This is a genomic window from Pseudomonas migulae, from assembly GCF_043225285.1.
Classification (GTDB): domain Bacteria; phylum Pseudomonadota; class Gammaproteobacteria; order Pseudomonadales; family Pseudomonadaceae; genus Aquipseudomonas; species Aquipseudomonas migulae_C.
The window spans coordinates 4,435,877-4,456,452 of the sequence record NZ_CP171224.1 but is presented as its reverse complement, the minus strand read 5'-3'; the positions used below and the strand labels follow the sequence as shown (position 1 = coordinate 4,456,452).

Below are 20,576 nucleotides of genomic sequence, written 5' to 3'. Positions count from 1 at the left end.
CATGCTGTTCAACCCAGAACTCGCCTCAAATGCTCCACCACTTCAACCTGCTCTTCGTCCGTCAGATCCGGGTACAGCGGCAAACTGATGGCCTCGGAGAAGTAACGCTCGGCTTCCGGGAAGTCGCCATCCTTGAAACCTTGTTCACGATAATACGGCTGCAAGTGCACAGGAATGTAGTGCAGGTTCACCCCCAGACCGGCGGCCCGCAACGCTTCGAACACCTGGGTCTGGTCGAGCTTGATCCGAGGCAGTTGCAACCTGACGACGTACAGGTGCCAGGCCGATTCCGCCCCTGGCTGAACCGTCGGCAACGTCACCGCGAGGCCTTCAAGCAGTGTTTCATAGCGCGCCGCCAACTGACGACGCTTGGCGACGAACGCATCGAGCCGGGCCATCTGCGACAGCCCCAGCGCCGCATGCAGATCGGTCATGCGGTAATTGAAACCCAGCTCCAGTTGCTGGTAGTACCACAACCCGGTCTCAGGCACGTTCATCTGCGCCGGATTACCGGTAATGCCATGGCTGCGCAAGCGCCGCAGACGGTCGGCGAATTCCGGGCGATTGGTCAGCACCATGCCGCCCTCGGCACTGGTGATGATCTTCACCGGGTGAAAACTGAAAATCGTCATCGCCGCGTATTGGCCACAACCCACCGGCCGTCCCAGATACGAGGCGCCCACCGCGTGGGACGCGTCCTCGATCAAGACAAAACCATAGCGCTCGGACAATTGCGCGATCGTGCGCATGTCACAACTCTGCCCCGCGAACGCAACCGCCACCACCACTTTGGGTAGCTCGCCCGCAGCTTCGGCGACTTCGAGTTTCTCGGCCAGCAACCGGGCATCCATGTTCAGGGTGTGCGGGTCGATGTCGACGAAATCGACATCGGCGCCGCAGTAACGTCCGCAGTTGGCCGACGCGACGAAGGTGTTGGGGCTGGTCCACAGCGTGTCACCCGGCCCCAGTCCGGCGACCAGGCAAGCAATGTGCAACGCCGCCGTGGCGTTGCACACCGCGACCGCGTACTCGGCCTGGCAGTGTTCGGCCAAGGCTTTTTCAAAGCGCTCGATCGTCGGCCCCTGCGTCAGCCACGGTGAGTTGAGCACTTCCATGACGGCGTCGATGTCCGTCTGGTCAATGCTTTGTCGGCCGTAGGGAATCCGGTACGGCATCATGACCGTGACTCAACACAAGGCCCGATCAACGGGCTAAAGCCCGTGTCCTTGAACATCAATTTGCCGTTGCACATGTGCTGAATCCTTTTGCCGATCAGTCCGCTTAAGCAAGCAACTGCGCCCAGTTCACACTGGAGGCGTCGCCGAGGGTAAAGCCCTTGCCGGTCAAGGCCAGGTTCTGGTTGTAGGCCAAATCATGCTGGAACGGACCAGACCACTTTTCACGCAAGGCTTGAAGGGCCTTCGGTGCGTCTGGCAAGGCGCCCGGGTGAATGACCTGTACTTGCGGCGTCCATACCACCAGATAACCCGTCTGCCCGACCTTGAGGCACAGGTCGACATCAGCGAACGCATCGGCGAACGCCGCTTCGTCCAGACCGCCGACTTCGTTGAACAAGGCTTTGCGGGCCATCAGGCACACGGCTGAGACGGCGGAGTAGCTTTGCTCCAGCACCAGACGGTTCAAGTAGCCCTTGGCATCTTTCGGCTCGCCGACAAAGGGCGAACCGACACCGCCGTTCATACCCAGGATCAGCCCGGCCTGGGTCACGTTGCCGTCGCGGTCCTGCAACTTGGCGCCGACCACGCCGACTTCCGGGCGCTGAGCCTGGTTGAGCAGGGATTCGAGCCAGTTCGGATTGACCACCTCACTGTCCGACGCCAGCAGCACCAGGTACTCACCCTCGGCTTGCCGACTGGCTTCGTTGACCAACGCCGATGCGCTGAGACGCTCGTGCGAGCGCAGCACGCGCACCCGGTCACCCGGCTGCCCTAGACCATCCAGCCACTGCAGAAGCTCTGGCGACTGGCTCTTGTTGTCGGCGATCAACACTTCGTAACGGGTATAGCGGGTGCGCTGCACGATGCCGGTCAGGCAACGTTGCAATTGCTCCAGGTTGTCCTGGCTCTGAATGATGATCGACACGAGCGGACGTTCAGAGTGACGGTAGTCGATGCGGTAAGTGCCTGTATCCTCAGAGCTGACTTGCGCCTTGTAACCACGGGTCGCGAGGTGACGGACCAGTGCCTGACGCTCGTGGGCATTGTCTTCCAGCACCGGCGCGCGGGCGATCAGCAGCGGCTCGTCCAGATGCGCCAGCCAGGCCAGACCGCCCTCTTCGATGATGCGCAGCAGCAAGTCGAATTCCAGCGCTTTGCTGAAGTCGGCCTGGTAACCGCCCGCGGCCAGTAACACGTCCCTGCGGATCAGCCAGTGGCGCGCCATCAGCGCGGGCAGGCTTTGCAGCAGATCGAGGTTGAAACCAGGACGGAACACGTCCACCAGAGCGCCATGGGCGTCGCGCTGAATTTCGTCCAGCGCCACCGCGCGGCATTCCGGCGCGGCGAGCAATTCCAGCCCGGCGCGCAACAGGCCGCCAGCGGTGAACTCATCACCCGCCTCCGTCAGAATCATCCAGTCGCACGTCGAATGACGCGTCACCTGGTTGAGCTTGTCGACATAGTTGGCAGGCGTCACGCGCACAAAGTGCAGCGTGTTGTGTTCGGTCGTTGCCGCCAGGGGTTCGCCCGTGGTGAACACCACGATCTTGAAGGCGTGGCTGTGGCCTTCCAGCAAGCTGTCGAGAGTGATTTGCAACTTGGCGGCGTCGCTGTCGAGGTCCAGCACCAGAATGCCGAATTGCGGGCCGCCGTTGTGCTCAGCCAGATAACGCGAAGTCGCAGCAACTTCGTCAGCGTCCGGGGCTCGCGCCGCCAGCCACTTGAGCAGGCGACCGGAGCGCATGGCACCGAACGCCGCTTCATGGCCCTCAGTCGATAGCGCATTCAGACGCTCGGACCAGGCGAACATGTTCCGCGCCGGTTCCTCCTCACCCAACAGTTTCAATTGCTGAGCCAGGCGATCAACCACCTGACGGTTGAACGGACTGGCGCCATACGCATGCCACAGCCGATCGACCACACTGTCGACGGTGTCGTTGTTGCGCGGGCGCATCATGTTTTCCTGATCAGCCCAAATGCCTTCGAGTCCCTGCAGCTGGACCCGGCCAGCCGGCATGGCGTGCAGCAGAAACTCGATCTGGCTCAACAGATCGAAGAACGGCTGGTTGTAGTAAGGCAACTCAACGTACTGATAAAGCCCGAACCGGCGTTCCGGTCCTTTCTGAACGTCGGTCCAGCGCGACTCGATAATCGGTTCGGAGGTCAGCGAGCGGCCGGTGCGCAGGCAGTCGGCCATCGCGTCGAAGCTGTCCAGCGCCAACTGCTTGGCCTGCGCCGGTTCGAGCCCGGTGTGTGCGCTCGGCAAGGTCGACAGCAATTCGGCGAACGTTTCACGGTCTTCCACCGATTTCGCATCGTTGGCGGTCAGGGTGACGTAGACCTCTGTCTTGTGTTCCGAGACCATGTAGTTGACCTCGCGCACCACGTACGGGATCGGCAGCATTCGCGCCTTGGACCGTGCCAGCATGTAGTACGCGTGGCCGATTTCCTGCCATTCGAAACTGGTGTCCTCTGGCATGATCGCGTACCAGTCACGCAGCAGGTCGACGCGGTGAACCGCATAGAACGGCGGAATGTATTGCTGCATGAAATCGATGACCCGGTCCTGAGCACGCTCGGACGAATAGTCTTCACAGACCTTCTTGTCCCGGCGGTAGTAGCTCACGCTGCTCGCCAGGGTCAGGTACATCAGGCAATAGCCGTGGCACATGCCGTAATCGGCATTGTCTTCCAGGAACGAGACCGCAGCCTTGATCCCGTCATGCAAAATGAAGTCATCGTCGGCGGCGAACACCATGTACGGCGTGGTCACCTCCTTCACGCCGTAGTCCAGCTTGGCCCGCAGACCCTGGTAGCCGAACTGCGGTACATGCCGGTAATCGACCGAGGGATAAACGCCGTCGATGCCCTCGGTAACCTGGGTCGAAGAATCCAGCAGCAGAATCCTGCAAGGCAAGGTGCTGTAAAACTTGACGGCCCGGCGCGCAAAGGCCGGACGGTTATGGGTGACCATCACCACCGTCAACAACTCGTTCAGTGGTAACCCGCTTTCAGAACCGTAATTGCCTTGCATTTTCTTCCCCACAACCGGCTTATCGCCCGATGAACTGAACAATGATGTCGTTGCTTAGCGAACGCGACGCAGGTAGCCGTCCGGCGCCACGGTGATCAGCAGCTTGTTCTGCAACTGACGGTCGATTTCGAAGTCGGCGTTTTCTTCCAGGTATTTCCACACGGCGGTCTTCGGATTGTCGCCCGGGCCCCATGGACGGTCAGGGAAGAAGTCGGCCGGCATGTCTTCGACCACGGTGTCCATCACCACGCAGTAGCTGTCGACCGACACCAGTGGCGCGTACAGGCGCAGCTCTTCCAGCACGTGATCGTGGGTGTGGTTGGAGTCCAGGACCAGAATGACTTTCTTGCCTTCGGCGGCCGCACGCACTTGCTCGGCGATGGCGGCATCGATGCTCGAACCTTCGATCATTTTGATGCGCTTGCTCATCGGATGGCTCTCGATGGCTTCGCGGTTGTGCGGGCGAATGTCGAGGTCGATGCCCAGCACTTCACCGTGGCCTTGCAGCTCCAGCAACGAGGCGTAGTAGATGATCGAACCGCCGTGGGCGATACCGCATTCGATCACCAGGTCAGGTTTGACCTGCCAGATGATTTCCTGCATCGCCATCATGTCTTGCGGCAACTGAATGATCGGACGGCCCATCCACGAGAAGTGGTAGCTGTACTTGTGCTTCGCCGACTGGTTGAAGAAATCCTGGGCCAGGCCGGTGAGTTTCTGGTCGTCGCCCTGGGCCGCGATTTCTGCCTGGCATTCGGCTTCGAAGGCGGTATTGATGGTGTTGTCGGTCATTTTTCTAGTCTCAATAGTCACTGGAACGAAGCGCTGTCGACGGCGTGATAGACAAAACGTCCATCGGTCATCCGCTTGATTTCTTCGAGGTAGTTGGAGTTCATCACAAACAGATTGGCGCCTTCGGGTAACGCGTCCAAAGCCTCTTGCGGCGAGGACACCCGCACGCCGCTCAGGGGCAGATAACGACCCTGTTTGGCCGGGTTGATATCCACCACGCGATCCACCGCCACCCCCGCCCGTTGCAGGAACAGCGAATAGATCACGCCTTTGGAAGACGCGCCCCAGATGGCCGAACCCTGTTCGGGGGCGGCCTGGATAATCTGCACCGCGCGTTCGAGACTGCGGGTGAAACCCTGCGGCAGTTCGAGGCGTGGCACCGGCTGTTCCGGGGTCAGGCGCAACGTCGCCAGGTCGGCGACGATGTACAGGTATTGGCCACCGAACAGGTGACCGGCTTCGTGCACCGTGCCGAACATCCGGCGCAGGTCATCGAGGCGGAAGTAATTGACGTGTTCGTAGAACAGGTCGAACCAGGCACGGTGGTCGAGGATCCAGTCGAAGCACGGCACTTCGATGTAGATCTGCCCGCCCTGATTGGCGTCGGCCATTTCGGCGAGGAAGCTCACCGGGTCCTGGATGTGCTCCAGCACATGACGCAACACGATGGCGTCCGCCGCCAGGCCCAGGCCGCGTGTGAACGGCGCCTTGATCACATCGGCGTTGCTGCCTTCGTAGGCTGGGTCGATGCCGGTGATCGCATAGCCCAGGCCCTTCAGCAGTTCGAGGAAGTAACCTTTTCCGCAGCCGACTTCGATCAGTTCCTGGCCCTTGAAGTGCCGGGCAATGATGCCTTCGACGTCACCCAGGTGCTTCTGGAACTGGCCCGAATGCGCCTGCTCGTTCTGGTAGTCGGCGTCGTAGCTGAGCTTGTCGGCATCGAAGGCCTGGTTGAAGATCAACCCGCTCCGTTCATCCTGCACCAGCAACAGGTCGGCGCAGGCCGATGCCCGCGCCGACTCGGGGTCGGCAAAGGTGCGATTCTGCAACACCGGCAGGTCGGCGACCCGATACAACTCATGCCTCATGCTCTGCTCCCAGTAGCTGTTGCAAACGGTCCGCCACGCCCCAGAACGCCATCGGTTCGTGGGTCGGGTATGGGTAGTGACCGAGGTTCAGACGGATCGAGGCGCCACGTTCACGCACTCGCTGCTCGACCAGCGCCCGGACCGAAACCGGTTGGCCGCTGGCGCAATTGATCACGCCGTCGAACTCACGGTGTTGCACGATGGCCGCGAGGTAACCGGCGGCCGTCTCGATGGCCAGGTAATCGCGCAGCTGTTCGCCGGCCGACATGTTGAAACTGTCCTCACCGGCGTCGATGGCGCGGTCCAGCGCCGCCAGCAGACTGTTCGGGTTTTGCCCTTCTCCGTGCAGGTAAAACAGCCGTGCCCATTGCAGGGTGAACGGTTGAAGCCGCTGCAGATTTTCCAGAAACAGGCGCAGGGTGTTTTTCGCCAATCCGTAAGGGTTACCCGGCTGCGGCGCGGTCTGCTCGCTGAGTGGTCCGCTTTGCATGCCGTATTCAAAACAGGTCCCGGTGACCAGCACTTGCGCGACACCCGCCTCGACCGCGCCCTTGATGAACCGGTAGTCGGCCATCAAGTTGTGCTCGAAGTGAAACAGCGCCTGATAGTTCGGCAACCCCGGCCAGGCCAGATGCAGCAGGGCATCGATGCCAGCGGTCAATGCCGAGACATCGAGGTCGGCGGCGTGAATATCGGCCGCCACGAATTCCACGGCATTGATCCACGGCAAGTTCGCGGCGGTCTCGGCATTGCGTGCCACCGCGCGGACTTCGCAACCACGGGCGAGCAAGGCCTGCACCAGGTGACGGCCAACGAATCCGGTCGCGCCGGTGACAAGGACCTTCACAGGACAGTCAACTCAGGCACGGCGATGACAAAGCGACCATCCCACTCGCGTACCTGGGCCAGTTGCTGACTGACTTCCTGCAACAGGTTCCACGGCAGGACCAGGATGTAATCCGGTTTTTCCAGGTCGATCTGCGCCGGCGATACGATCGGGATGCGACTGCCCGGCAGGTATTTGCCTTGCTTGTGCGGATTGGCGTCGGCCACCCAGGCCAACAGGTCCGGCTTGACCCCGGCATAGTTGAGCAAGGTGTTGCCCTTGGCCGCGGCGCCGTAACCGACCACGCGCTTGCCCTCGGCTTTCGCCTGCAACAGGAAGCGCAGCAGGCCGTGCTTGATGCGTTCGGCAGCCGGTGCGAGGGTCGCGTAGTACTCGGGGGTTTTCACCCCGGCGACGAGTTCGGCCTGCAATTGTTGCGCAACCGCTGGCTGCACGTCGCGGCGCACACCGTCGGCACGCTGGACGAAGACCCGCAGCGATCCGCCGTGGGTCGACAGTTGGCTGACGTCGAACACTTCCAGGCCGTTGCGTGCGCACAGCGTCTGCACGGCGGTCAGCGACAGGTAGGAATAGTGTTCGTGATAAAGCGTATCGAACTGCTGCCCGGCCATCAGCGTCAGCAGTTGCGGAAACTCGAACGTCGCTACACCGGTCGGCTTGAGCAACGTGGAGAAACCGCCGAGGAAATCATTGATGTCCGGCACATGGGCCAGCACGTTATTGGCGGCCATCAGGTCCGCGGACCAGCCTTCGCTAACTAACTGTGAGGCGGTGTCGCGACCGAAGAACAGCTCGCGGATTTCCAGGCCTTTTTCCCGCGCGGCTTGCGCGGTGCTGCGGGTCGGCTCGACCCCCAGGCACGGGATGCCGCGTCCGGCCACGTACTGCAACAGGTAACCGTCGTTGGCGGCGATTTCCACCACGCGACTGTCGGCAGTCAGACCGAAGCGCTCGACCATCTCGGCCACATAGCGGTCGGCGTGGGCCAGCCAGGTGGTGGAGAACGAACTGAAATAGGCGTACTCAGCGTCGAACAGGCTGTCGGCGCTGGTGTAATCCTCGGTTTGCACCAGCCAGCACTGCTCGCACACCGCCACTTTCAGTGGCACCCATTGCTCGGCTTGCTCCAGCTGATCGGCGCGCACATAGGCGTTGGACGGCGGCGAAGTGCCGAGATCGATCAGCGGCAAAGCCAGAGAAGTCCCGCAACCACGGCAGTTCATACACGCACTCCAGCGAAGTGTTCATCGAGCAAGGGATGGCTGGAATCCCGTACCGACAGATTATTGACAGGCAACGGCCAGGCAATCGCCAGCCGTGGATCGTTCACGCTCAAACCACCTTCGTGCGCCGGCGTGTAGTCCGCGCTGTGCAGGTAGAGCAATTCGGCGTCGTCAGTCAGGGTCTGAAAACCATGGGCGAACCCGGCCGGGATCAACAGGCTGCGACCGTCGCCCGCCCGCAGGTGCTCGGCGTGCCACTGCAGGAACGTCGGCGAGTCGGGGCGCAGGTCCACCGCCACATCCCAGACTTCACCGCGCAGACAGGTGATCAACTTGGCTTCCGGGGCGCTGGCGTTCTGGTAATGCAGCCCCCGCACACTGCCGTGCTCGCGGGTGCAGGAATGGTTGATCTGGCGGATATGAAAAGGTTGGCCGAAAGCATTGAGACTGCCTTCGCAGAACAGCCGCGCGAAGTGCCCGCGCTCATCTTCGAAGCGTTTGTGCTGCACGCTGAACAAGCCGGCGAGCGGCAGAGGTTTCACCAGAAACTCGCTCACAGCACGCCTCGGTACAGGTTCAATTGGCCCAGACTGATGGCACGCATGTCATCGCCGTTCTGCCACGCCAGGTGCCAGTCGAGGGTCTGGGTCAGGCACTGCTGCAACGACCAGCGAGGTTGCCAGGCCAGCAACTGACGGGCACGGCTGCTATCGAGACGCAGCAGACCGGCTTCATGCAGGTCACTCGGTTCGATACGCAGGCCGCGCGCTTGCGGCCAGCGGCTGGCGAGCAATTCGACCACTTCACCGACGCTGCACATATCCGCTTCGCTCGGGCCGAAGTTCCACGCGCCGGCGAACTCTGGGCCCTTCTCATAAAGACCGGCCGCCAGTTGCAGGTAACCGGCCAGCGGCTCCAGCGCGTGCTGCCACGGGCGCACGGCTTGCGGGTAGCGCAGGGTCACGGGCTCATCGGCCGACCAGGCTTTCAGCACATCGGGAATCAAGCGTTCCGGGGCAAAATCACCGCCGCCCAGAACATTGCCGGCCCGTGCCGTGGCCAGGGCCAGACCGTGTTCGGCATGCTTTTCGGCAGGGAAGAACGAAGCGGCGTAAGACTGCGCCAACAACTCGCAGCAGGCTTTGCTGCTGCTGTAAGGATCGTGGCCACCGAGGGCTTCGTTTTCGCGGTACGGCCACAGCCATTCCTGGTTGGCGTAGACCTTGTCGGTGGTCACCAGCACGCAGGCACGCACGCCGCCGATCTGGCGGATGGCTTCAAGCAGATTGAGCGTGCCCATCACGTTGCTGGAGTAAGTCCCCAGCGGGTCGCGATAGCCTTCGCGCACCAGCGGCTGGGCCGCCAGGTGCAGGACGATTTCCGGTTGGGTCTCGGCGATCAGCTCAAGCAACGCACCGAGGTCACGCAGGTCGCCGCGCTGATCGTTGATACCTTCATGGACCCGTGCCAGTTCGAACAGGCTCGGCTCGGTGGAAGGGTCCAGCGAAAAACCGCTGACTTCGGCGCCGAGGCTTTGCAGCCACAACGTCAGCCAACTGCCTTTGAAACCGGTGTGGCCGGTCAGCAGAACCCGCTTGCCGCGCCAGAACTCCGGGCTCAGTCCCATTGCTTCCATGGGGCCTCCCCGCTCAGCCACAACTGCTCAAGGTGATTCTTGTCGCGCAGGGTGTCCATCGGATGCCAGAAGCCGTCGTGCTGGAATGCTTGCAGTTGCTGTTCGTTGGCCAGCGCTGCCAGCGGCTCGGCTTCCCAGGAGGTCTGGTCGTCGGCGATGTACGGCAGCACTTTTGGTGACAGCACGAAGAAACCGCCATTGATCCAGCCGCCATCACCGCGTGGTTTCTCGATGAAGCCTTTGACGCTGTCACCGTCGCGCTCCAGGGCGCCGTAACGGCCCGGCGGCTGAACGGCGGTGACGGTCGCGAGTTTGCCGTGGGTCAGGTGGAAGTCCACCAGCGCGCCGATATTGAGGTCCGAGACGCCGTCACCGTAGGTGAAGCAGAACGCCTCCTCGCCTTCCAGATAACGCGCGGCGCGACGCAAGCGGCCACCGGTCATGGTGTCTTCGCCGGTGTCGATCAGGGTCACGCGCCATGGCTCGCTGTAGTTCTGGTGAACGTCCATGCGGTTGTTGCACATGTCGAACGTGACGTCGGAGGTATGCAGGAAGTAGTTGGCGAAGAAATCCTTGATCGCGTAGCCCTTGTAGCCAAGGCAGATCACGAAGTCGTGAATCCCGTGGGCGGAATATTGCTTCATGATGTGCCAGAGAATTGGCTTGCCACCGATCTCGATCATTGGCTTGGGCTTGAGGTGCGACTCTTCGCTGATCCGCGTGCCCAGACCACCCGCCAGAATAACTGCCTTCATCGTTTCCCCCTCTTGTTCGTCACAGGGCCGACTCAAGCCTGACAAGGCTTTGCGACCATCTGGATAAATCGCATGCGGCAGCAACCTTGAGCTTTTGGCTGCGTCGCACATGCTAGATTTATGGCGATTTTCAGGGGACTTGCAGGAAACGCGCCAGCTCGAATGCAGGCGCGGCAGCCGCCGCTACCGTTGGGCAGCGGCGACCACAGAAGGAGGGGTCAATCGGCCAGCCAGCCGTTCTCCCAGTAGCGAACGTTGTCGCCGCGCAGCATGAAATCGCGCAGTACCGCTTCGCGTAATTCATCGCCCATGCGGTAGCTGGCATCAGGATCCGCCAAGTGCATGCGGATGGCTTGCAGCCACTCTTCGGTGGAGTTGCTGAGTACTCGAGTACAAGGCAGATAACCCCGGTAAGCCTCGGTATCGGTACAGACGACCGGGTAGCCGCATGCGCCGTACTCCAGCAAACGCAGGTTGCTCTTGCAGTCGTTGAAGATATGAAACTCCAAAGGTGCCAGCGCCAGGTCCAGGTTCAGGCTGGCCAGCTTCGCCGGGTAGACGCTCAGGTCAATGACCCCATGGAATTCATGCATGTAAGGCAACAGCTCTTCTGGACACATGCCGAAGAACACCCAATCCACTTCGTTGGCCAGCTCGCGAACCACATCGGCAATGATCGCCAGGTCACCCGAGTGACTGGTACCGCCACCCCAGCCAACCCTTGGTTTTTTTGAGGTCCGGCGCTGGCTGTGCAGATTGCTCCAGAGGTCCGTGGCGAGCATATTCGGCACGACCCGAATGTCGTGATGCATGGATGACAATGCATTTGCCAGTGGTTGCGTCGAGACCACCACCCGATCGCACAAGCCGATAGCACGACGAACCAGACGCTCCATCTCGACATTGTCCGGCATATTGCGAATGTGCAGGTTCTTCTTCGGCGCCTTGATGACATAGTCATCCAGCTCGAAAATCAGGCGGGCATTGGTGTAGGGCTTGAAGGCAGCGATCTCGTTGACGGGGCCCTCGCTGTAGCGTCCCTGCAAAATGATGACGTCCGGCGACTGACGCTCGATTTCGATGACCGACGGCATTTCATAGTAGACCCGCCCGGTTGCCCGACCTGCTTTTTCCAACTCGACCAACGGCTGGATCGCTCGATAGTGCCCGACCGCAGAAGCGTTGATGGGCACGGCCATGACCTTGGGCACTTGCCGAGTTGAAAACGGGCTCCACCCGGTGCGCAAGCCTGGCTCCAGACCGAAACTGGAGCCCCCCGGCGTATTCAGCATCAGGTTGGGGTTGTAGGCCGGATCGCGGGCAATGATGGGCAGCCAGCGGCGGAAAAACGTTTCCTGCTCCTGACCGCGAAGCGCCAGCTCGTCCGCGGCTGCTTCGACCGCAGGCGATGCCCCCATTGCCAGTTGGGCATACGGTGTCCACACCACCAGATAGCCGCTTTGACGGATTCGCAGGCACAAGTCCACCTCGTAGAGGCTCAAGGCAAAGTCCTGCTCCTGCAACCCACCCACACGGTCAAACAGCGCTTTGCGCACCATCAGGCAATGGGCGCCAACTGCGCTCATCTCCTGAACCACCTGCAAGCGATGCATATAGCCAGCCGAGCTCAGCGGATCGCCGAAAAAAGGCGAGCCGGCCGGCCCTTGCAAGCCCAGGATCAGGCCGGCATGCACCACCAATCCGTCAGGATTGAACAACTTGGCTCCAACCACGCCAACTTCCGGACGCTGTGCATGGTTAAGCAACTCATCCAGCCAGTCGTCACGGGTGATCACCGCATAGGGATCAAGCATCAGCAAATATTCACCACGGGCCTGTTGCGCCGCAAAGTTGCGAGTCGCTGCGACATTCCCTTGCTGAGCAAACGCTTCCACCCGCAAGCGGTCGCTGCCCAACTGCGCCATGGCACCCAGCCACTCGAGGGTCTGCGGTGATTCGCTTCCATTGTCGATCAACAGCAATTCGTATTCGCTGTAGGCGGTTTTCTCGAGGAGCGTTTCAACGCAACGCTGCACGGCGGCCAATTGGTCCTTGCAGACAATAATGATCGACACCAATGGTCGAGCTGCGTGCAGGTAATCAACGCGATTAAGCAAGGTGTAACTGCCCTGGCGAATCTCATGGGCAACACCCAATCGCTGAAGATGCGCTTCCACGACCTGAAGGTTGAGCTCAATGACTTCCGGCAATGCCAGCCACTGCGCAAGGCTAAACGTCGACTCCAGCAGCACCTCGGCAATATGTTCGACGACCTCGACACCTTCATTTTCGACCATACGCCACAGCACATCGTGAGGTGCCATTTCGCCGTAGCTCGAATTGAAACCGCCGAGGGCGAGGAAGCGCTCGCGCTGAAACGCCAGCGACCGTCCCACGTAGGGATAAGTGCGCATCAGGTCCAGATTGAAATCCGGCTTGAAGGCCGGGTCTTCCGACTCACCGTCACGCAATCCGCCTTCATCGCCGTAGAGACACAATGCATTAGGCGAGACACTGATGCGCTCGGCCATCAGCAGCAACGCGGGCTCTACCAGACGATCGCCTGCACGCACCACGTAGAACCAGTCAACGCCATCAAGTTGAGCCAGCAACCCATTGACCTGCTCGTGCCAGTCGTCCTGCAACGGCAAACTGAACACCCGCTCTTCAAGTTGCGTTTCGTCGCAGGCGCTGGACAACACCAGGATCAGGTCCGGCGCATAAAGCTGTCCGCTCAGACTCTGAAGCGTGAGATCCAGACCGGCGCGGCTGGCCTGGTCATCAATGATGATCGGAACGATTTTCGGTTGCCGCGACCAACCGGCCAGGGTGTCCGGCAGTAGACGACGTTGGGTTTCGCTAAGCGTGCGGCATGCCAGCCACTGAGCGTAAAGCTGGGAAAAGTTCTCGCTGGCGATGCCCACCCGATGCTGCTGGTTGGACTGGCTTGCACCCAGGGTTCGAGCCAGGGGCAATTCGTCCCAGACACGCGGTTCTTCTTTGCTGCGGCTTAGCGGCAGGTATCGCACCCACCCACCCGCAGGCGCACCTTCACCACCGCGCCCCTTGAGCATCTGCACCAGCCAGTCCCTTTCCACCTCGATCGCATCTTTCATCGATTGCTGCCGAGACAATCGCTGCGGGTGCAGTCGCTCGACACTCAACACGAAGTTGAGCTGCGCCATGTTGCCCCGCCGCATCAGGCAGATGAACAAGGCCAAATCCAGTGATGCGACAAAGCAATGGCCGGGTTGTGTCAGGACAGGCATCAGCTCCTGGACATCTTCACGGCGGAACAGCGCGTTACTGAATCCGCCGAGGAAGTTGACCGGAAAGTTCTCGAAAATCGCCAGCAGGTCATCGCCCTTGAACATGCCGCACACGGGCGAGAGCGTGCTGTTCTCTAACCGCGACGGCAACGGGTGATCGTCCGCATCCCAGAACAAGCGCTGAGCCAGCACCAGATTGATGTCGGCATTCTCAGCCAGCACCTGTGCCTGACGTTCAATACAGGCAGGTGACAACTGATCGTCATCGCACAGAAATTTGATGAACTCGCCCTTGGCTTCGCTCAAGCATGCCAGCAGATTGCCGACAAAACCCAATGTCTGCGGGTTTCGTACATAACGCACTCGCAGCGCGATATCGCCCGTCAGCGAATCGACAACGCTCCGAATCTCGTCGCCGCGACTGTCGTCGCACACAATGATTTCGAGGTTGGCGTATTGCTGGACCAGGGCACTGCGCAGGGCCCGGGCGAAAAAGCGCGGATTGAAGGCGGGAATGACGACGCTGACTAACGAGACTGGATTCACGGCGGGGCTCTCAAGCGGCGGATGCTCACCCGGCCGGGTGAGCCCCTGGGACCGCTGAAAAAAGGCGATTGGTATTCGGTGACCCAAGGCCGGGCGCTCTCGCGCCCGACACCTTTAGATCTTGTTGAACAGACCCAACTGAGTGATCTTGCTGAACGCCAGTTGCGAGGCCTGCAACATGGTTTGCTGTAAGGTCAGGCGCGTCATCACTTCCGCGGGATCGGAGTCACGGATCGAGGACTGGGTCGTTTTGTTGGCCATGGTCAGGCTCTGGTTGATCTCGGCCTGAATATCCAGGGCCGAACCACGCCCACCCACCGAACTCAAGGCACTGGACAACTGATCGTTGCCGCTGGCCAGGTTGGCAATGCCCGAGGACACGGCCGCTTGCTGCTTCTGGATCAGCACCGGATCGCCATTGGTTGGGGTGTTCAACGCGCTCTTCAATTGACTCACGGTGTCCAGAATGTTCTGGGTTTCATGAGTATTGACGGCAATGTTGAATTGATCGTTAGGCCCTGGCGCCGGTGCAGCGGTCATGGTGAAACTCACGCCCGATGCAGTGGCAACGTTGCCGACCATGGTCCCGGAGGACACCGGCTTGCTGTCGGCGGTCAACGGTGCCGCGTACAGGTCAAAATCAGTGGCGCTGGTGAACTTCAGGACGGCCGCGCCTGTAGGGAAACTGGCGTGGTAGTTCGCCGGGTTGGTGATATTGGTTGCCGTGACCTGCGCGGTCGTCGGGTTACCCGGACCACGGGTTGCGGTGAAGGTATCGGGCTTGGCCGCCAAGGTGAAGCTATGACCTGGCAGCACGGTACCGGCGACGTCACCAGTCTTGAGATTGATGTTCAGGTTCAGCTCGACACCGCGGAACGTAACACCTTGGCTCTGAGGGCCCGTCGAGTCAAAAACACCACCCTGACTGGCTTCGGCAGTGACATCGTTACCACCCGAGTCGGTGATTCTGAGCTGGGTACCGCTGATAAAGCTGACCGTGTACGGCTCACCGCTGCGGAATTTGCTGTTGTAGGTGACGTTCGAAGACACCTGGCCGTTGGACAGGGTCACGCGGCCATCATCCACGGCCGGCGCAGTCATGGTGACCTGGCTGCGGCTGGTATTGATCGCCTGCTGGAACACATCCCAACCGGTGCTGTTGGTCGCCATCGACATGGTGTCGCCAACCGGCAGATCGAGGGTTACCTGGTCGCCGTTGTAGCTGTAGGTGCCGTCGGGGTTGCGCGAGAAAGGTGCGGTATCACCCTTGGAACCGGAAAAAATGTAAGTGCCGTTTTCATCCTTGGCGTTCATCAGGCTCAACAGCTGCTCTTCAATCTGCCCCAGCTCCGAGGCATTAGCCTGGCGATCAGCGTCAGTGTAGCCGCTGTTACCCACACCAATGGCCAGTTCCCGCGCACGTTGAAGCACGTTGTTGATGCTGGTCATGACCGATTCGGTCTGGCCCAGGGTCGCCTTGATCGTGTTGGTGTTGGCGTTGTACTGATCGAGCATCGAAGCCTGCTGGCCCAGTTGCAGCAAACGCGAAGCACCGACCGGATCATCGGCAGCGGTGTTCACGCGAACGAGGCTGCTCGCCTCTTCACTGCTCTTGACCGCGTTGGCAAAGTTCTTTTGATAATTCGCAGCCGTGGACTCGTAAAACTGGCCAGTGGAAATGCGCATGGGCTACGACTCCTTAAATGCTGTTGATCAATGTGCTGAAGATTTCCTGCGCAGCCTTGATGATCTGCGAGGAGGCGGTGTAGTACTGCTGATACTTGACCAGGTTACCGGTCTCCTCGTCGAGATCGACGCCGGACAGCGAGTCGCGGGCGCCTTTGGCATTCGCCAGAATCGCACCGGTCGCGGCGCTGTCGAGTTTGCCTTGGGCAGCTTTGGAACCAACACCTTCCACCAGCTTGCCGTAGGCATCGCCCAGGGAAACACCCTTGCTGGCCGAGCCAGTGTCGACGGTCTGCTTGGTCTGCAAGCCGGCCAGCGCTGTACCGTTACGGTTGTCCAGCGTGCCCGCTTGAGCGAGGGAAATGTTGATCGCCGACGCTGTGCCTGGCGAGCCCGCGACCGTCATGTCGAACGAAACGGTACGCTGCACGGAAGGCGGACCCGGGTCCATGATCGGTGCACCAGAGGCATCGACCAGCGGAACGGTCAGGCTCATGGTGTTGTTCTGATTCGGCACGATGCTGCCGCTGCTGAGCACGTTGCCCTTGGCATCCAGCATCTGATACGTCTGGGTCGAACCACCGGAGGCACCGAACACGACTTTGACTGGCGTCGAATTCTTCAGCCCGTCCTGCATGATCTTGGTGGTCGCCGAATCGTAGATATCGAACTGCGTCGTCAGGGTCGGCTGACCGCTGGACGAAATGGTCAGCGTACCGCTGCCACCTGGAGCGATGGCTGCACTCAGCGGTGCGGCGATGGCCAGGCGCTTCGAATCGGTCATTTCGGTCTTGATGCTCGTCGCGGCGTTACGCGTCGGAGTAATCCGGAATGTATCGCCCGCGACCGCAGTGCCACCGCCGAAATTCAACGAGAAACCGTCGATGACCGGTGGCGTTGCCGGTGGTGCGGTGCTGAACGTCCCCATGGGAGTATTGTCCGGCAGACGCTGAACGGTGTAGTCGGTGGCCGAGGTGAAAGTCACCTTGTAATCATTGATGGTCAGCTTGCCGGAGTCTTCGATGCTCACACCGAAGTTACCCGAGCCGACGCTGTTGCCAGTGGAAGCCACACTGCGCTGAGCCACTTGCGCGGCGCTGTTGATGCTGTTGAACAGGTTCGAACCGAAGTCACCGTTTTTGTCGATGCCCTGCGCCTGGAGGCTGTTCATCTGATCCGCAACGACCAGGGCCACACGACCCAATTCGTTCATTGCCGGATCCAGCACGGTGCTGCGATAACGCAGCAGACCGCCGATCTCGCCACCGGTCATGATCGAGGTGATATCGATGGTGCTGGAACCGCGATTGAGTTGCAGGCCCAGTCGACCTGGATCGTCTTTGCTCGGCACCACTTCAAGCTTGTTGACAGTGTTGCCCATGACCAGCGGCTGACCGCTGCCCAGGTAAATATCAAGGCTGCCTTCGCGCTCCACCACTTGCGCCCCCGTGAAGGTCGACAGTTGGCGTACGGTTTCGTTACGGGCGTCGAGCAGTTCGTTCGGCATGCCGCCGGAGCTGGAAACCTCGGCAATCTTCTGGTTCAACTGAGCCACGGTCGCGGCCAGCTTGTTGACCTGATCGGCCATGTTCGTCAGGTTGCCGTTGATGCTCGCATTCTGCGAGTTCAACTGGCTGGACATCGAGTTGAAACGGTTGCTCAAGGCCTGGGCATCGCTGAGCAGCAACTGGCGGGAAGCGTCGTCACCCGGCTTGGCATTGACGTTCTGCACCGAGGCGAAAAACTTGGTCAGTGCGCCATTCAGGCCGGTGCTGCTATCGGACAGCAAGGTGTCCAACGGCGTGACCTGGTTCAGGTACGCGGCCGAATCGCTGTTCAGCGACGTGGTGGTCTGCAACTGCGCATCGAGGTAGCTGTTGTACACCCGACGGACATCGGCCAGCGTCGTGCCGGTGCCGATGTACACGTTGCCGAACTGCTGCGAGGCCTTTGTGCTCTGCACTGTTTGCTGGCGCGAGTACCCGGCGGTGTCGACGTTGGCAATGTTGTTGCCGGTGGTCATCAACGAGGATTGGCCTGCGGCCAGACCCGACATCCCGATATTGAGCAAACTCATGGTTCGACCTTAATCCTTGTGCCTATAAAGGCGTGGTGGAAGCGCCCGCCGCAGCGTAGTTCTGGTAACTCGTCATCTGCTTGGCTATCTGCGAAATCTTGCTTGCGTAGTCCGGGTCGGTTGCGTAACCGGCCTTTTGCAACTCGCGTACAAACTGTTCTGGTTTATCGGCCGCCTTCAGCACATCTTGATAGCGATTGTTGGATTGCAGCAAAGTCACAAGGTCATGGAAGCTGTCTTTGTAAGAGTCATAGGAACGGAACTCGGCCGTCTCCTTGACCATCGCGCCATTCCTGAATTCGCTGGTGATCGCCCGTGCCGAATTACCCTGCCAATTGCTGCTGGCCTTGATGCCGAACAGGTTGTGACTGCTGGTGCCGTCCTGGGCGCGCATGACCGACTTGCCCCAACCGGTTTCCAGCGCAGCCTGGGCCACCAGGTAACGCGGATCGACGCCGATGCGCGCGGCCGCTTCCTTGGCCATCGGCAGCATGGTGTTGACGAATTCATCGGCGGAACTGAAGGCTTTCTTCGCCGGCGCCAGAGGGATCTGGGCGATTGCGCGACCGTGAATCTGCAGGCCGCCATTCGAGGCCATTTGCGCATTCGCCAGCCAGTCGCCGTTGTACAGCGGACCCGAACCGGTTGGCAGAGTGCGCTCCGGCAATGGCGTCTGGTTGACCGTGGTCGCGGCAGGTGTGGCCGAAGGCACCAGGCCTGCCAGCAAGCGGTCAGCCAGTTTCGGCGGCAATGCCAGGCGTCGCTGATTGATCAGTGCCATGTCATTGCGATGCGTGCCGTCACCCGATGCCTGCGGTGAACGGACCGAACGCGACGCCCACAACGGACGCTCGCCATTGACCCGCGACAACGGCCCATTGAGGGCGACCGTACCGGCGGCAACCGGCGTTTCCACGGCGGCGTTCGCAGCGGCTTTCGCGGCTTCCTGCTTGGCCGCCGACGCGGCAGCAGCCTCGCCCGGCGCCATCGGTTTGTTCTTCGACATCTGCCGCATCAGCACGTCTGCCAGACCAATGCCGCCGCCTTCGCGAGACATGGAAACGGCCAGCTGCTGGTCGTACATTTCCTGATACTGCTTGGCTGCCGGAGTGTTGAGCGGATTGTCCTCGCCCAGCGTATCGGTGGCCTTGCGCATGGACTTGAGCATTTCACCGAGGAACAGCGACTCGAACTCCTGCGCCACCTTGCGCAGGTTTCCATCGCTGTTCTTGTCACCGACCTTGAGCTGGTTCAGCCGGTTCAGGTCAGAGTAAGAACCCGAATCGCTGCTGCTGACACCCAGACCGCCTTTGCGCATATCCATGGTCGCCGTCCTCAGATCACGATCAGGTCGGCTTGCAATGCGCCGGCCTGCTTCAGTGCTTCGAGGATGGCCATCAAGTCACCCGGTGCCGCGCCGACCTGGTTCACCGCACGCACGATCTCGTCGAGGGTGGTGCCCGGGCCGAACTTGAACATCGGCTTGGCTTCCTGCTGGGCATTGACCCGCGAACGCGGCACGACGGCCGTCTGGCCATTGGACAGAGGGCCGGGCTGGCTGACGATCGGGTCTTCGGTGATGGTCACGGTCAGGCTGCCGTGGGTCACGGCGGCCGGAGAAACCTTGACGTTCTGGCCGATCACGATGGTGCCGGTACGGGAGTTGATGATGACTTTCGCCACCGCCTGGCCCGGATCGACTTCGAGGTTTTCCAGGATCGACAGGTAGTCGACGCGCTGACTCGGGTCCAACGGCGCGCTGACGCGGATCGAACCGCCGTCGATGGCCTGGGCAACGCCAGGGCCGAGCATGTCGTTGATCTTGTCGACGATGCGCTTGGCTGTCGTGAAGTCCGAACGGTTGAGGTTCAGCGTCAGGCTGTTGCCCTGGTTGAAACCGCTCGGTACCGCCCGCTCCACCGACGCACCGCCAGGGATGCGACCGGCCGACGGAACGTTGACCGTGATCTTCGAACCGTCGCGACCTTCGGCGTCAAAACCGCCGACCACCAGGTTGCCCTGGGCAACCGCATAGACGTTGCCATCGATACCTTTGAGCGGCGTCAGCAGCAAGGTGCCGCCCCGCAGGCTCTTGGAGTTACCGATGGAGGAAACGGTAATGTCTACCTGCTGACCGGGTTTGGCGAAGGCCGGCAAGTCGGCACTGATCGATACCGCCGCGACGTTCTTCAACTGCACGTTGCCCGAACCCGGCGGCACCTTGATGCCGAACTGCGAGAGCATGTTGTTGAAGGTCTGCAGGGTGAACGGGGTTTGCGTCGTCTGGTCGCCGGTGCCGTTAAGCCCGACCACCAGGCCGTAGCCGATCAATTGGTTGGAACGCACGCCGGAAATACTGGCGATATCCTTCAGCCGCTCGGCTTGAGCACCGAAGGCTGCGGACATCAGGAACGCAGCCACCATCAGGTGTTTGAAATTCAACGT

The 20,576-nt window shown here is 60.8% G+C and carries 14 protein-coding genes; all 14 read right to left on the bottom strand.

The features are described 5' to 3' along the window. Window positions 1-8 precede the first annotated feature (8 nt). A complete protein-coding gene (pseC, locus tag ACF6ZU_RS20395) occupies window positions 9-1,178 on the bottom strand; it encodes a UDP-4-amino-4,6-dideoxy-N-acetyl-beta-L-altrosamine transaminase (RefSeq protein ID WP_392886417.1) in 1,170 nt (389 codons plus the stop codon). 103 nt (window positions 1,179-1,281) lie between these two features. Continuing rightward, window positions 1,282-4,212, bottom strand: coding sequence for a TIGR00180 family glycosyltransferase (locus ACF6ZU_RS20390; RefSeq protein WP_392886415.1), 2,931 nt, complete (start codon window positions 4,210-4,212; stop codon window positions 1,282-1,284). Between the two features lie 54 nt (window positions 4,213-4,266). After that, window positions 4,267-5,004, bottom strand: coding sequence for a cephalosporin hydroxylase family protein (locus ACF6ZU_RS20385; protein WP_094471212.1), 738 nt, complete (start codon window positions 5,002-5,004; stop codon window positions 4,267-4,269). A 17-nt stretch (window positions 5,005-5,021) separates the two neighbouring features. Continuing rightward, window positions 5,022-6,092, bottom strand: a complete 1,071-nt coding sequence (locus ACF6ZU_RS20380) for a class I SAM-dependent methyltransferase (protein ID WP_392886413.1) — start codon at window positions 6,090-6,092, stop codon at window positions 5,022-5,024. Further along, window positions 6,082-6,939: an NAD-dependent epimerase/dehydratase family protein gene (locus ACF6ZU_RS20375; protein WP_392886411.1), complete on the bottom strand. Its 858-nt coding sequence runs from the start codon at window positions 6,937-6,939 to the stop codon at window positions 6,082-6,084. The genes ACF6ZU_RS20380 and ACF6ZU_RS20375 overlap by 11 nt, the downstream gene beginning before the upstream one ends. Then, window positions 6,936-8,162 (bottom strand): methyltransferase domain-containing protein, encoded by a 1,227-nt coding sequence (locus ACF6ZU_RS20370; protein WP_392886409.1) that lies wholly within the window; start codon window positions 8,160-8,162, stop codon window positions 6,936-6,938. Before ACF6ZU_RS20370 ends, ACF6ZU_RS20375 begins: the two co-directional genes overlap by 4 nt. Continuing rightward, window positions 8,159-8,719, bottom strand: coding sequence for a dTDP-4-dehydrorhamnose 3,5-epimerase family protein (locus tag ACF6ZU_RS20365; protein WP_392886406.1), 561 nt, complete (start codon window positions 8,717-8,719; stop codon window positions 8,159-8,161). The genes ACF6ZU_RS20370 and ACF6ZU_RS20365 overlap by 4 nt, the downstream gene beginning before the upstream one ends. Further along, window positions 8,716-9,798, bottom strand: coding sequence for a CDP-glucose 4,6-dehydratase (rfbG, locus tag ACF6ZU_RS20360; protein WP_392886404.1), 1,083 nt, complete (start codon window positions 9,796-9,798; stop codon window positions 8,716-8,718). Before rfbG ends, ACF6ZU_RS20365 begins: the two co-directional genes overlap by 4 nt. Continuing rightward, window positions 9,780-10,553 (bottom strand): glucose-1-phosphate cytidylyltransferase, encoded by a 774-nt coding sequence (gene rfbF / locus ACF6ZU_RS20355; protein ID WP_094471206.1) that lies wholly within the window; start codon window positions 10,551-10,553, stop codon window positions 9,780-9,782. Before rfbF ends, rfbG begins: the two co-directional genes overlap by 19 nt. A gap of 218 nt (window positions 10,554-10,771) precedes the next feature. Further along, complete coding sequence (locus tag ACF6ZU_RS20350; protein WP_392886401.1) at window positions 10,772-14,368, bottom strand: glycosyltransferase; 3,597 nt, start codon at window positions 14,366-14,368, stop codon at window positions 10,772-10,774. 114 nt (window positions 14,369-14,482) lie between these two features. After that, the gene (locus ACF6ZU_RS20345) at window positions 14,483-16,054 is read right to left on the bottom strand and encodes a flagellar hook-associated protein 3 (RefSeq protein ID WP_392886399.1); all 1,572 of its coding nucleotides are present in this window, start codon (window positions 16,052-16,054) and stop codon (window positions 14,483-14,485) included. Window positions 16,055-16,067: 13 nt separating this feature from the next. Beyond that, on the bottom strand, window positions 16,068-18,131 hold the full coding sequence (gene flgK / locus ACF6ZU_RS20340; protein ID WP_392886397.1) for a flagellar hook-associated protein FlgK: 2,064 nt from the start codon (window positions 18,129-18,131) through the stop codon (window positions 16,068-16,070). 22 nt (window positions 18,132-18,153) lie between these two features. Then, the gene (gene flgJ, locus ACF6ZU_RS20335; RefSeq protein WP_392886395.1) at window positions 18,154-19,455 is read right to left on the bottom strand and encodes a flagellar assembly peptidoglycan hydrolase FlgJ; all 1,302 of its coding nucleotides are present in this window, start codon (window positions 19,453-19,455) and stop codon (window positions 18,154-18,156) included. 11 nt (window positions 19,456-19,466) lie between these two features. Further along, the gene (locus ACF6ZU_RS20330; RefSeq protein WP_392893855.1) at window positions 19,467-20,555 is read right to left on the bottom strand and encodes a flagellar basal body P-ring protein FlgI; all 1,089 of its coding nucleotides are present in this window, start codon (window positions 20,553-20,555) and stop codon (window positions 19,467-19,469) included. Between the last annotated feature and the right edge of the window lie 21 nt (window positions 20,556-20,576).